Genomic DNA, 13,058 nt, shown 5'->3' with positions numbered 1-13,058 from the left:
CACTTCCTCGTTAATCTCCTTTCAGGCAGCTCGCATACTGGTTCGCAAGGCCGGTCATAAACTGCATATAGCTGTTTTTCCCGAGTGCGACTTCAATGCCGAGAGGATCTAAAGTGCCGGAGCGAACATTAGTGCCTCTGGCAACGGCGTTGATTACCGCTGGCCTGAATTGTGGTTCAGCAAAAACGCAAACCGCTTTTTGCTCAACCAACTGTGTTCTGATTTCATGTAAACGCTGCGCACCAGGCTGTATTTCAGGGTTAACGGTAAAGTGGCCGAGCGGCGTTAAACCGTAGTGTTTTTCAAAGTAGCCATAGGCGTCATGAAAAACGAAATACCCCTTTCCTTTCAGCGGTGCCAGCACGGAACCTACCTGTTTGTCCGCGTCGGCTAAGCCTGACTCGAAATCTTTCAGGTTGGCGTCAAGTTTGGCTCGATTTTCGGGCATAAGTTCCACTAATTTATCGTGGATTGCAACCGCTGACAGCCGCGCCACTTCTGGGGAGAGCCAAATGTGCAAGTTGTATTCGCCGTGATGGTGATCTTCATCACTCTTTGTCCCGTGAGCATGCTCATCACCGTGGTCGTGGTCGTCGTCGTCGCTGCCTTTCATCAGCAAAGGTTTGACGCCGGCCAGCGCGGCCAGTTCAAGCTGCTTTTGCTCAGGAAGCTGGCGCACCGACTTCTGCATAAAGGCTTCCATCTCAGGCCCGACCCAAACCACTAAGTCCGCGCCCTGTAAGCGTTTTACATCAGACGGACGCAGAGCGTAGTCGTGCTCAGAGGCGCCATCAGGCAGCAATACTTCCGTGCTCGTCACCCCATCAGCGATGGCCGAGGCGATAAAGCCGAGGGGTTTAATGGAGGCAACGACGGCGGCGCTGGCGCCGGTGGCGGCAGAGCCCCAAAGGGCAGCAGAAAATGCAGCGAAAAGAAGTGTCTTTTTATGTAACATAATGCAACTTATCATCGTGATAACCAGAGTAATTGTGATATTATAACATTCGTTAACTTATGCAACCCCTGAAATTGTCATGACAAATTTGGTAGAACTGGAAAATATCTCGGTCTCTTTTGGCCAGCGTCGCGTGCTGTCCGATATCTCCCTTGCGCTACAGCCTGGCCGTATTCTTACGCTGCTCGGGCCTAACGGCGCAGGGAAATCGACGCTGGTACGGGTTGTACTCGGGCTGGTCACGCCGGACAAAGGCGTTATCAAGCGCGACCAGCATCTGCGCATCGGCTATGTGCCCCAAAAATTGCACCTGGATGCCACGCTGCCCCTGACGGTGAGCCGTTTTCTGCGCCTGCGTCCCGGCGTGAAAAAAGCAGACATTCTCCCGGCGCTGAAACGCGTGCAGGCGGCACACCTGATTCATGCCCCGATGCAAAAACTCTCCGGCGGTGAAAACCAGCGTGTCCTGCTGGCTCGTGCGCTACTTAACGAACCTCACCTTCTGGTGCTGGACGAACCCACCCAGGGCGTGGACGTTAATGGCCAGCTGGCGCTTTACAATTTGATCGACCAGCTTCGCCGCGAGCTAAACTGCGCGGTGCTGATGGTCTCTCATGATCTTCACCTGGTCATGGCGAAAACCGATGAAGTGCTATGCCTTAACCACCATATCTGCTGCTCCGGCACGCCTGAAGTTGTCTCTACCCACCCTGAATTTATCTCAATGTTTGGCCCTATCGGCGCCGAACAGCTGGGCATCTATCGCCACCACCATAATCATCGTCACGATCTGCAGGGTCGCATCGTTCTGCGCAGAGGGAATGGACAGTAATGCTTGAATTGTTGTTACCCGGCTGGCTGGCCGGGATTTTGCTCGCCTGTGCGGCGGGACCACTCGGGTCGTTTGTGGTCTGGCGCCGCATGTCCTACTTCGGCGATACGCTGGCCCACGCTTCGTTACTTGGCGTAGCGTTCGGTCTGCTGCTAAACGTTAACCCATTTTATGCTGTTATCGCGGTAACGCTGCTGCTTGCGATAGGCCTGGTGTGGCTGGAAAAGCGCCCTCACCTCGCCATCGATACCCTGCTCGGCATTATGGCGCACAGCGCCCTGTCGCTCGGCCTTGTGGTGGTCAGCCTGATGTCGAACGTGCGCGTTGACCTGATGGCCTACCTGTTTGGCGATTTGTTGTCGGTAACGCTGCCGGATATTATTTCCATTACCGCTGGCGTTGTGGTGGTGCTTGGCGTGCTGGCGTGGCAGTGGCGTAGCCTGCTGGCGATGACCATCAGCCCGGACCTGGCCCACGTCGATGGCGTAAACCTGCAGCGCGTCAAAATGCTGCTGATGCTGGTGACGGCGTTAACTATCGGCGTGGCAATGAAGTTTGTTGGCGCGCTGATCATTACTTCGCTGCTGATTATCCCTGCCGCAACGGCGCGCCGATTCGCGCGTACCCCGGAGCAAATGGCGGGCTTTGCGGTGCTGGCTGGCATCCTGGCGGTGACCGGTGGGCTTGCCTTCTCGGCGCTATACGATACACCCGCTGGCCCGTCCGTTGTGCTGGTCGCCGCAGGATTGTTTGTTCTAAGCATGGTGAAGAAACAGCCTGCATAGTCCCGAATAACTGCCCGACAAAGGCCGAACCGTTTACCGTAAGGTGCGCAACGGTTTGGCCAAATCACGTCTTCAGACCTAACATAGCTGCACGTGCTTTCATTTGGCTAAGGCTATGTTTCCCTATACTTTCGACGGTCATAATGACCTGCTGCTTAATTTATGGTTGCGCCACCGTGACGATCCGGTTCGGGCTTTTTTTAGCGGTGTCAGAAAAGGTCATCTTGATTTCCCACGAATGCAGCAAGGCAATTTCGCCGGCGGACTCTTCGCACTTTTTGTCCCGCCACAACGCTACATAAAGGAAGTGGCGCCGCAGTATGCGCACGCAAAATGGCAACCGCTCGAGATCCTTTGGCAGCAGCTCGATATCCTCAAAGCGCTGGTCGCTAATGCCGACGGACACGCACGGTTATGTCTGACCACAGAAGATATAGCCGCCTGTCGTGCCGAGGGTGCGCTGGCAATGGTTGCGCACATAGAAGGTGCTGACGGTTTCGATGCGAACGGTGACGTTTTGCAAGCCTTTTGGGAGGCAGGTGTGCGAAGTATCGGGCCCTTCTGGAACCTGCCCAATCTTTTTGGCGAAGGCGTGACCGGGGCGTTTCCCGGCTCGCCTGATAGCGGCCCGGGGCTCACCGAGGCAGGAAAAAATCTTATTGCCAAAGCCAATCACCTCCGGATGGTCGTTGATGTTTCACACATGAACGAGAAGGCATTCTGGGATACCGCGCGCCTCTCCACTGCCCCGCTTGTCGCCACCCATTCCAATGCCCATGCCCTTTGCGCCCAACCGCGAAACATGACAGATGACCAGCTACACGCCATCCGGGACAGCGGCGGGATAGTGGGTGTGAATTTCGGTAACGCCTTTTTACGTAGCGATGGAAAACGCGACAGCGACACAGCTTTGATACAGATTGTTAACCATATCGAATACTTAATCTCTCAAATGGGCGTTGAGCATGTCGGTCTGGGATCCGATTTTGACGGCGTCTGCGTGCCCGACGAGCTGGAAGATGTTACCGGATTACCCCGGCTTTATGCGCTATTGCGAACTTTGGGCTATGCTGAAAACTCGATTCAAAAACTTGCCTGGGGTAATTGGCAGCGCGTGTTACGGCAGAGTTGGGGAGCATAGATAAATATGCTTACTTTTGCCGGGTTGCTCAAGAATTTACATTCTGGCAACACTGTAGTGCCAATCGCGACCAGGGGATCATCTCCTGGGGCAATTGTCAGCTACCCTTTGCAAAACAGGCTGCTCATTTCAGATTGATTAAGGAGAAGTTATGTCTCAGTGGAAAAAACCTGAATTTACCGTTCTGCGTCTTGGGCTGGAAGTCACGCTTTACATCTCGAACCGCTAAACCCTTTCGCCCGCCATTCGTGCGGGCTTTTCATTGCCGGTCTCTCTCATGTTTATTAAAGTTCTCGGTTCGGCGGCGGGCGGCGGCTTTCCGCAATGGAATTGTAACTGCGAAAATTGCAGCGGCCTGCGCAGGGGTACCCTTCAGGCTGAGGCTCGCACCCAATCCTCTATTATCATCAGCGATGACGGCGAAGAGTGGGTGTTGTGTAACGCCTCGCCGGATATCGGGCAGCAAATTGCCCGCACGCCAGAATTGGTCAAAAAAGGGGTGCTGCGCGGCACCGCCATCGGCAGCATCATTCTGACGGACAGCCAGATAGACCACACCACTGGCTTATTGAGCCTGCGTGAGGGCTGTCCGCATCAAGTCTGGTGCACCCCTGAAGTACACGCTGACCTCACCAGCGGCTTCCCGATTTTTACCATGCTGCAGCACTGGAATGGCGGGCTTAAGCACCGCGCGCTAACCCCTCTGGAGTCGTTTAGGGTGGATGTGTGCCGCAGCCTTCAGTTCACTGCCATTCCGATCCTCAGCAACGCACCGCCCTACTCTCCCTGGCGCGATCGTCCGTTACCCGGGCATAACGTCGCGCTTTTTATCGAAAATACCGCTAACGGTCAGAGCCTCCTGTACGCTCCCGGGCTGGGGCAGCCGGATGAGGTCATTATGCCGTGGTTGCAGAAAGCAGACTGCCTGCTGATTGATGGCACGGTCTGGCACGATGACGAATTGCTCACCGCTGGCGTGGGGAAAAATACTGGCCAGGCCATGGGCCACCTGGCGTTAGCCGAAGAGAAGGGGCTTATCGCGCTGCTTGCCTCTCTTCCCGCAAAGCGCAAGATCCTTATCCATATCAATAACACTAATCCCATCCTTAACGAGCGGTCGCCGCAGCGTCAGTTTCTGACGCAGCGGGGCATTGAGGTGAGCCGGGACGGCATGTTGATTCATCTCGAGGAGTCACTATTGTGAAGATTACCGAAGCATTAACGCCGGACGCTTTTGAGCAGGCGCTGCGTGCCAGAGGGGCTTTTTACCATATTCACCACCCCTACCACATTGCAATGCATAACGGGGAAGCAACGCAGGAGCAGATTCAGGGTTGGGTGGCGAACCGCTTTTATTACCAGACCAGCATTCCTCTAAAAGATGCGGCCATTATGGCCAATTGCCCGGATCCTGCGACGCGCCGCAAGTGGGTTCAGCGCATTCTGGATCATGACGGTAGCCAAGGGGCTGAAGGCGGTATCGAAGCATGGCTGCGATTGGGCGAGGCCGTAGGCCTTACAAGAGAAGCCCTATTATCCGAAGAGCATGTTCTGCCGGGCGTCCGTTTCGCGGTGGATGCCTACGTAAACTTTGCCCGCCGGGCAAGCTGGCAGGAAGCGGCCTGTAGCTCGTTGACCGAACTTTTTGCACCGCAAATTCACCAATCTCGTCTCGACAGTTGGCCGCAGCATTATCCGTGGATCAAAGAAGAGGGCTATTTTTATTTCCGCAGCCGCCTGAGCCAGGCAAACCGTGACGTGGAACATGGCCTGGCGCTGGCGCGGGAAACCTTCACGACTGCGGAACAGCAGAATCGCATGCTGGAGATCCTTCAGTTCAAGCTCGACATTCTCTGGACCATGCTTGATGCCATGACCATGGCATACACCCTGCAACGCCCACCTTACCACACGGTTACCGAACGCGCGGAATGGCACCACACGAGGCTGATATAGCATGACAATCGATAATCTAATCCCCACCTTCCGCCGCGGTTATCGCCTGCAGTGGGAGCCGGCCCAAAATAGCCACGTTGTTCTCTATCCCGAAGGGATGGCAAAACTTAATGAAAGCGCTGCCGTCATTCTCGAGCTGGTGACAGGTAAGCAGAACGTAGCCAGCATTATCTCCACCCTCAATTTGCGGTTTCCGGAAGCTGGCGGCGTTGATGATGACGTAAAAGCTTTTCTCCACTCCGCAGTAGAGCAAAAATGGATTTTATATCGTGACCCTGAATAAATCGGCCATCGCGCCGCCCCTGTGGCTGCTGGCGGAGCTAACTTACCGCTGTCCCCTCCAGTGCCCATACTGTTCTAACCCGCTGGATTTTTCACAGCAGGATAAAGAGCTGACCACCGAACAGTGGATCGAAGTTTTCCGCCAGGCTCGGGCCATGGGGAGCGTTCAATTGGGCTTTTCCGGTGGTGAACCCCTGACCCGTAAGGATCTGCCTGAGCTTATCAAAGCCGCTCGCGACCTTGGTTTTTACACCAACCTGATCACCTCGGGCATTGGGCTGACGGAGAAAAAACTCGACACCTTCGCAGACGCCGGTCTGGATCATATTCAGATAAGCTTCCAGGCCAGTGATGAAACGTTGAATGCGGCGCTGGCAGGTTCCCAAAAGGCGTTTCAGCAGAAACTGGCCATGGCAAAAGCGGTCAAATCCCACGGCTACCCGATGGTGCTGAACTTTGTGCTGCACCGCCATAACATTGACCAAATCGATAAAATAATTGATTTGTGCATCGAACTGGAGGCGGACGATGTCGAACTGGCGACATGCCAGTTTTACGGCTGGGCCTACCTTAACCGTCAGGGACTGCTGCCGACCCTCGAACAAATAACCCGTGCCGAGGCGGTGGTAGCCCTTTATCGCGAACGCCTTCAGGCCAGCGGTAATCTGACAAACCTGCTGTTTGTTACGCCAGATTATTATGAGGATCGCCCGAAGGGCTGTATGGGCGGCTGGGGTTCGATTTTCCTGAGCGTCACGCCGGAAGGTACCGCGCTCCCCTGCCACAGCGCCCGCCAGTTGCCTGTCACATTCCCCTCAGTGCTGGAACATAGCCTGGAGGAGATCTGGTATAACGCATTGGGGTTTAACCGTTATCGTGGCTATGACTGGATGCCTGAGCCTTGCCGCTCCTGCGACGAGAAAGAAAAAGACTTCGGTGGCTGTCGCTGCCAGGCGTTCATGCTGACAGGAAATGCCGATAACGCCGATCCGGTATGCAGCAAATCGCCGCATCATAGCAAAATCCTCGAAGCCCGCGGCGAAGCCAGCTGCAGCGACATCAACATTGCGCAGCTACAATTCCGCAACCGCGCCAACTCTGCCTTAATTTTTAAGCAAAAAGCCTCAGGATGACCTCGCGAAGCCTGCAATTAGCGAACGGCCTCACTTGCCGACTGTATCATCAGCCTGATGCGCGTCAGGCCGCCGCGCTGATAAGCGTAGAGGCTGGAAGCCTGAACGAAGACGATGAGTGGCCGGGACTTGCCCATCTCATGGAACATCTCTTGTTCTGCGGCAGTGAAGGCTTCAGCGCCCGCGAGGGCTTAATGTCATGGGTTCCGGCTCAGGGCGGGCAACTCAATGCCACCACCCGGCTAAATCGCAGCGCCTTTTTTTTTCAAGTTCCGCCGCCAACCCTTGAGGCTGGCTTGCACCGCCTGTGCGATATGCTCGCCTCCCCCCTCACTCAGCCTGCAGGCTATTCAGCAAGAAATCACCGTTATCGAAGCGGAATATCGGCTGCTGCAAAACCACCCGGAAACGCTGAGCCACGCGGCGCTTTTCGAAAAATTACCGCCCCACTACCAGCGTTTTCGGGTGGGGAGCCGTGCGGCTTTTGGCGATAATCTTGAGGAGTTACAAACCGCATTACGACGCTACCATCGCCGCTTCTACCTCGCATCAGGGATGACGCTGTGGCTTCAGGGGCCGCAGCCGATTGATGAACTCGAGCTGCTGGCCGCTCACTATGGCGCTCTGTTGCCCAAAGGTAGCAAAGCGCCTGCGGCTAACTATTTCCCCGCGCCGACAGAAGACCGCCTTCTCCAGCTTGACGCTGAGGAGGGCTTTTGGCTGACGCTGATGCTGGAGGGGGACGAGCCCCTGCTCCGCAGTCACGTTGCGCTGCTGAATGCATTTTGTCTCGATGAAGCTCCCGGCGGCCTGATGGAACACCTGCGGGAAGAAACCTTATGCGAATCACTCGCCGTGGAGTGGCTATGGCAGGACGCCCATCACGGCTGGCTGGCCCTGTGCTTTAGCGGGCCTAAAATCACGCCAGAAATGACCCGGCGTATTGAATCTCTTTTCTGGCGATATCTGTCCCAGATCGGTGTGAGCAGTCTCAATATTCTGTCGCATTATGCACGGCTGGCGCAGGAAGATTTTGCTGCACTCTCGCCGCTGGCGCAGTTACAAGGCCGTGCGCTTAGTTTCGCCCCAGCCTCGTTCCCGCCCGAACATGTCAAAGATTTTCTCGTCTCGATCCCGCATCAGCCTCACAGTCGCCTGCTGACTCAGCGCAATCTTCCGGGCGAGACGCATCTTAGCCAGGGATTCAAACTGCGTTCTCAGCCCTGGACTCCTGCTGCCGCCGCTCTTCCTGCAGCAGTAGCGTTTACATTTAATTCTCCGCTGGCTACCGCACAGAGCCTGCAAACCTGCGTTGAAACGCTGCTGCTAAGACCTACTTTTTATCAAGCGTATGATGAAGCGGGGGCCCTGACGCGCCTGCGGGCATTGAGGCCCATTCTGGCAGCACTTCGCCATGCCGGAGGAAGAGGCCGATGGCACAAAGTCGACGGCGTCTGGCAATTGGAACTTGGCCTTCCTGTTGTCCCGCAGGCAGAGGCCATGAGCTGTCTCCGGCAGGCGGTGGAAGTATTGCGGGCAGAAATATCTCCTCAGCTTGCAGACAACCCACCAGATGTTGCCATTCGAAAACTGCTGCATGACCTTCCAGGGCAACTCTTACAGGCTGATGGCAAACCAGAATGGCTAGCCGCCTGGTGCGGGGAAAACATTCAGCTGCAAAAGTGGGCGGCCCCGTTATTAACAAGCTTTGCCGCGCCCTCGCCTCGCCCGGCCTGCTCACCACAATTGCGACGCGGTATTACGCATGCTGGCGGTGGTGGGGAAGACTCAGCGCTTCTGCTGTTTATTCCGCTACCGCAGCGTGATGATGCCAGCCTTGCCGCACTTCGTGCCCTGGCGCTGCTGATGGAGCCGCTTTTCTTCGACCGTTTACGCGTGAAGCAGCAAATCGGTTATGTAGTCTCCGCACGCTACCAGCGCGTGGTGGATGTTGACGGCTTACAGCTGGCGTTACAGTCACCAACAACCCCCTGGCGCAGACTGCTTGGTCACTGTAAACGCTTTTTACGGGAGATGCATAACGAGCTTTGTTCCCAGAGCATCACCGACATTTTGCCCCTACAAACGGCCCTCAGGGAATGCTGCAGCCCTGGCGGTAATGTAGCTATCGCAACCCAAAGGTTGCGCCAGCAGCAGGGTTTGCCCTGCCTGACGCCAACCGCCATCGCCGGTCTGGAACCCGAACAAATTGAACGCCTGCTGTTGCAATCTCTTCGGCAGCGCCGACGCTGGCGAATACTGGTGACCGGGCCGTAAAAGCCATGCCTCCGCCACATCACGCGGTAAATGAACCATCGGTTATTACAAAAAAAGCGCGTCCAAGATTTTGAAATAACTAAATTCTAAATTTTTGTTACTTAAAAATTGCTTATCTCACCCAATAATTAACATTTATAACTAAAATTTAACCTTCAATCGAACGCTGTTTCAAACAACGGGTTTTCAAGCATCTTGTCAAAACTGTCACAGGAGGAAGACGATGTATAATCATTCGGGAAGATCGGTATTTGGCGTAGCCTTGTATGCATTACTGGAGCCGCTACCGCTGGGATTTTTTTTCGCCGCATGGCTATTTGATATTATCTATCTGCAAACGTTTATCGTCATGTGGACCAAGGCGGCCAGCTGGCTTATCGCCACGGGCCTTGTTATAGCTATCCTGCCAAGAATCACCAGCCTTATTTATCTGTTCCGCGGCGCAAAACCCGCCGAGAAGCTCCATTTCTGGCTTTCCCTCGTCGCCATCGTGCTGGCCATTTTAAACGCCTTTATTCATAGCCGTGATGCTTATGCTGTAGTGCCCCTTGGCGTAACGTTATCGACGTTAGTGGTGGTATTTCTGTTGATTGCAAACGTACAACTGGCGCTGCGTGAACGTAACGTACAAGGAGGTCGCCCATGAAAATCCGTTTACTCAGTACCATAAGCCTTGCTGTATTGCTTAGCGCCTGCGACAGCGGCTCGACGCTCGACCCACAAAAACAGATTGGTCCGGACCCCGAGCTCCCTCAGGCTAAAAACTTCATCATGCCGCCAATGCAGGTCCCGGAAGGAACGGCTTGGAAAGAAGGTGAAAAACCTAAAGTCGCCGAAGGCCTAAAAATCGAAAAAATCGCCGCAGATTTAAAGCATCCTCGCCAGCTTTACGTCCTGCCTAATAACGATGTGCTGGTGGCAGAATCTAACGGCGTACCTAACCCCAAAACCGCGCCTAAAGAACTGATTATGGGGATCGTCCAGAAAGCATCCGGAAAAGGCGGCGCCGGCGGCAACCGCATCACCCTGCTACGAAACGTTAACGGTAAATGGGAGCAGCACCTTTTCATTGACCACCTGAATGCGCCGTTTGGTATGCAGCTGATTGGCAATACGCTCTACGTGGCGAACGCGGACAGTCTGGTCAAGTTCCCTTATCAAACGGGGCAAACCCACATCAGCGATGCCCCGGTCGAAGTTACCGAGCTCCCGGGCGGCGAACTTAATCATCACTGGACAAAATCGCTCCTTGCCAGCCCTGACGGCAGCAAGCTTTATGTGGGGGTAGGTTCGAACAGTAACATTACGGAAAACGGCATGGGCGCCGAATTTATGCGCGCCGCTGTGTGGGAAGTTGACCCCAACACCGGCGCCAGTCGTATCTTCGCCAGCGGCCTGCGCAACCCAACGGGGCTTCAGTGGGAGCCAAAAACAGGCAAGCTGTGGGCTGTGGTCAATGAACGGGATGAAATTGGTTCCGATCTGGTGCCGGATTATATGACCTCGGTACAGGATAAAGGCTTCTACGGCTGGCCTTATAGCTATTACGGGCAGCATGTGGACGATCGCGTTCGCCCGCAGCGCCCCGATCTCGTGGCGAAGGCCATTAAGCCAGACTATGCGCTTAGCTCGCACGTTGCCCCGCTGGGACTGCTGTTTTACAACGCAGACAATATGCCGCAGTATCAGGGCGGCGCTTTCGTCAGCGAGCATGGCAGCTGGAATCGCTCCCCGTTAAACGGCTATAAGGTTGTGTGGGTGAAATTTGAAAACGGCAAGCCTGTTGGACAGCCCCAGCCGGTAGTCACGGGGTTCCTGACCGACGACGAGAAACAGGTGCGCGGCTTACCTGTCGGCCTGGCAACCGATAGTGAAGGCGGGGTACTGATTGCCGACGATGCAGGAAACGCAATCTGGCGGGTTAGCTCACTGAAGTAGCCTTTATTGGCTTCTCTCCGCCAGGCCGCAGCCGCCCTCTCAGATTATCGAGGGGCGGCTGCCGGTAAACGTGAGCCAGCCCCGGACACGGGGCATTGTTAAGGCTGAGCCGGGGGCACAATACCAAAGTGGGTCCAGGCGCGCGGCGTGGCGATGCGACCACGCGGGGTACGCTGCAGGAAGCCCTGCTGGATCAGGAACGGCTCCAGCACGTCCTCAATCGTTTCACGCTCTTCACCGATGGCAGCGGCAAGGTTATCCAGCCCAACCGGGCCGCCGAGGAATTTGTCGATCACCGCCAGCAGCAGCTTGCGGTCCATATAGTCGAACCCTTCGCTGTCCACGTTCAGCATATCCAGCGCCTGAGAAGCAATGTCTGCCGTGATTGCGCCGTCATGTTTCACTTCGGCGAAGTCGCGCACGCGGCGCAGCAGGCGGTTGGCAATACGCGGCGTACCGCGAGCGCGGCGGGCCACTTCCAGCGCCCCGTCATCGCTCATCTCCAGACCAAGCACGCTGGCGCTTCGCCCAACGATATGCTGCAGGTCGGCAACCTGATAAAACTCCAGACGCTGCACGATGCCAAAACGGTCTCGCAGCGGTGAAGTCAGTGAGCCGGCTCGTGTGGTCGCGCCAATCAGGGTAAACGGCGGCAAATCAATTTTGATCGACCGGGCGGCAGGCCCCTCGCCAATCATGATATCCAGCTGGTAGTCTTCCATCGCCGGATACAGCACCTCTTCCACCACCGGGGAAAGGCGGTGGATCTCATCGATAAACAGCACGTCGTGCGGCTCAAGGTTGGTCAACATGGCCGCCAAATCTCCGGCTTTTTCCAGCACCGGGCCGGACGTGGTGCGCAGGTTAACGCCCATTTCGTTGGCAACGATGTTAGCCAGCGTGGTTTTCCCCAGCCCCGGAGGCCCGAAGATCAGCAGGTGATCGAGCGCATCGCCGCGCAGCTTAGCCGCCTGGATAAAGATTTCCATCTGCGAACGCACATGCGGCTGCCCGACATACTCTTCGAGCAGCTTCGGGCGGATCGCACGATCGATTAACTCGTCCTGGGTAATATTTCCTGGGGATACCAGGCGGTCTGCTTCAATCATCCTCTACCTCATAGCGCCGCGCGGAGCGCTTCGCGGATCAGGGTTTCGCTGTCGGCACCAGCACGGCCCACTTTGCTGACCATGCGGCTGGCTTCCTGTGGTTTATAGCCCAGAGAAACGAGTGCGGCAACGGCTTCCTGCTCCGCGTCGTCCGCCTGGCCGTTATCCGGAGAGGTCAGCACAAGGTCGGCGGCAGGCGTGAACAGGTCGCCATGCATTCCTTTGAAGCGGTCCTTCATCTCAACAATCAGGCGCTCTGCGGTTTTCTTGCCCACGCCCGGCAGCTTGATGAGGGAGCCAATCTCTTCGCGCTCAACCGCGTTGACAAACTGCTGGGCAGACATGCCGGAAAGAATGGCCAGCGCCAGTTTTGGCCCCACGCCGTTGACTTTAATCAGCTCACGGAACAGCGTCCGCTCCTGCTTATTGTTAAACCCATAGAGCAGCTGGGCATCTTCACGGACCACAAACTGGGTGAACACCACCGCTTCCTTGCCGATATCCGGCAGCTCATAGAAGCAGGTCATCGGCATATAAACTTCGTAGCCTACGCCGTTGGTTTCCAGCAATACCAGCGGGGGCTGCTTTTCCAGAACGATGCCTCTGAGTCGACCTATCACATTGTGCTCCTGGGTATGTACGTTGATGCG

At 55.7% G+C, this 13,058-nt stretch carries 15 protein-coding genes and 1 pseudogene; 12 read left to right on the top strand and 4 right to left on the bottom strand.

Annotation, left to right across the window (positions count from 1 at the left end; genetic code table 11):
- Nucleotides 1-10 precede the first annotated feature (10 nt).
- Nucleotides 11-955 (bottom strand): zinc ABC transporter substrate-binding protein ZnuA, encoded by a 945-nt coding sequence (gene znuA, locus EL098_RS08695; protein ID WP_126355863.1) that lies wholly within the window; start codon nucleotides 953-955, stop codon nucleotides 11-13.
- 79 nt (nucleotides 956-1,034) lie between these two features.
- Here znuA and znuC point away from each other — a divergent pair, with 79 nt between their 5' ends.
- From znuC to pqqE, 8 genes are all read left to right on the top strand, one after another.
- Nucleotides 1,035-1,787 (top strand): zinc ABC transporter ATP-binding protein ZnuC, encoded by a 753-nt coding sequence (znuC, locus tag EL098_RS08690; RefSeq protein WP_126355862.1) that lies wholly within the window; start codon nucleotides 1,035-1,037, stop codon nucleotides 1,785-1,787.
- Nucleotides 1,787-2,572: a zinc ABC transporter permease subunit ZnuB gene (znuB, locus tag EL098_RS08685; protein ID WP_126355861.1), complete on the top strand. Its 786-nt coding sequence runs from the start codon at nucleotides 1,787-1,789 to the stop codon at nucleotides 2,570-2,572. Before znuC ends, znuB begins: the two co-directional genes overlap by 1 nt.
- 115 nt (nucleotides 2,573-2,687) lie before the next feature.
- Nucleotides 2,688-3,713: a dipeptidase gene (locus EL098_RS08680; protein WP_126355860.1), complete on the top strand. Its 1,026-nt coding sequence runs from the start codon at nucleotides 2,688-2,690 to the stop codon at nucleotides 3,711-3,713.
- A gap of 151 nt (nucleotides 3,714-3,864) precedes the next feature.
- A complete protein-coding gene (pqqA, locus tag EL098_RS08675; protein ID WP_126358390.1) occupies nucleotides 3,865-3,942 on the top strand; it encodes a pyrroloquinoline quinone precursor peptide PqqA in 78 nt (25 codons plus the stop codon).
- Nucleotides 3,943-3,990: 48 nt separating this feature from the next.
- Nucleotides 3,991-4,917, top strand: coding sequence for a pyrroloquinoline quinone biosynthesis protein PqqB (gene pqqB / locus EL098_RS08670; RefSeq protein ID WP_126355859.1), 927 nt, complete (start codon nucleotides 3,991-3,993; stop codon nucleotides 4,915-4,917).
- Nucleotides 4,914-5,669, top strand: a complete 756-nt coding sequence (pqqC, locus tag EL098_RS08665; RefSeq protein WP_126355858.1) for a pyrroloquinoline-quinone synthase PqqC — start codon at nucleotides 4,914-4,916, stop codon at nucleotides 5,667-5,669. Before pqqB ends, pqqC begins: the two co-directional genes overlap by 4 nt.
- Before the next feature lies 1 nt (nucleotide 5,670).
- Nucleotides 5,671-5,952 (top strand): pyrroloquinoline quinone biosynthesis peptide chaperone PqqD, encoded by a 282-nt coding sequence (pqqD, locus tag EL098_RS08660; RefSeq protein ID WP_126355857.1) that lies wholly within the window; start codon nucleotides 5,671-5,673, stop codon nucleotides 5,950-5,952.
- Nucleotides 5,939-7,084 carry a pyrroloquinoline quinone biosynthesis protein PqqE gene (gene pqqE / locus EL098_RS08655; RefSeq protein WP_126355856.1) on the top strand — a complete coding sequence of 382 codons (1,146 nt, stop codon included), beginning with the start codon at nucleotides 5,939-5,941 and terminating at the stop codon, nucleotides 7,082-7,084. Before pqqD ends, pqqE begins: the two co-directional genes overlap by 14 nt.
- A gap of 17 nt (nucleotides 7,085-7,101) precedes the next feature.
- On the opposite strand, the gene EL098_RS23655 is transcribed toward pqqE, so the two are convergent.
- Nucleotides 7,102-7,233 carry a hypothetical protein gene (locus EL098_RS23655; protein WP_269462199.1) on the bottom strand — a complete coding sequence of 44 codons (132 nt, stop codon included), beginning with the start codon at nucleotides 7,231-7,233 and terminating at the stop codon, nucleotides 7,102-7,104.
- On the opposite strand from EL098_RS23655, the pseudogene EL098_RS23705 reads away from it, so the two are divergent.
- The 4 genes and pseudogenes from EL098_RS23705 to EL098_RS08640 all read left to right on the top strand — a co-directional run.
- Nucleotides 7,186-7,374 (top strand): annotated as a pseudogene (locus tag EL098_RS23705) (insulinase family protein); the annotation flags it as partial. The gene EL098_RS23655 and the pseudogene EL098_RS23705 overlap by 48 nt on opposite strands.
- Before the next feature lies 1 nt (nucleotide 7,375).
- Entirely contained in the window at nucleotides 7,376-9,361 is a 1,986-nt protein-coding gene (gene pqqF, locus EL098_RS08650; protein ID WP_408609122.1) for a pyrroloquinoline quinone biosynthesis protein PqqF, read from the top strand.
- A 223-nt stretch (nucleotides 9,362-9,584) separates the two neighbouring features.
- Entirely contained in the window at nucleotides 9,585-10,007 is a 423-nt protein-coding gene (locus EL098_RS08645) for a DUF2231 domain-containing protein (protein ID WP_126355855.1), read from the top strand.
- On the top strand, nucleotides 10,004-11,299 hold the full coding sequence (locus EL098_RS08640) for a PQQ-dependent sugar dehydrogenase (protein WP_126355854.1): 1,296 nt from the start codon (nucleotides 10,004-10,006) through the stop codon (nucleotides 11,297-11,299). The genes EL098_RS08645 and EL098_RS08640 overlap by 4 nt, the downstream gene beginning before the upstream one ends.
- A 98-nt stretch (nucleotides 11,300-11,397) precedes the next feature.
- Here EL098_RS08640 and ruvB read toward each other — a convergent pair whose 3' ends face one another.
- Together ruvB and ruvA are read right to left on the bottom strand one after the other, a co-directional pair.
- Nucleotides 11,398-12,408 carry a Holliday junction branch migration DNA helicase RuvB gene (ruvB, locus tag EL098_RS08635; RefSeq protein WP_126355853.1) on the bottom strand — a complete coding sequence of 337 codons (1,011 nt, stop codon included), beginning with the start codon at nucleotides 12,406-12,408 and terminating at the stop codon, nucleotides 11,398-11,400.
- An 8-nt stretch (nucleotides 12,409-12,416) separates the two neighbouring features.
- Entirely contained in the window at nucleotides 12,417-13,028 is a 612-nt protein-coding gene (ruvA, locus tag EL098_RS08630; RefSeq protein ID WP_008453936.1) for a Holliday junction branch migration protein RuvA, read from the bottom strand.
- Nucleotides 13,029-13,058: the final 30 nt, after the last annotated feature.

It is taken from the genome of Cedecea lapagei (assembly GCF_900635955.1).
Classification (GTDB): Bacteria; Pseudomonadota; Gammaproteobacteria; order Enterobacterales; family Enterobacteriaceae; genus Cedecea; species Cedecea lapagei.
The sequence above is the reverse complement of the archived record's forward strand: the minus strand, read 5'-3'. Positions and strand labels throughout refer to the sequence as shown.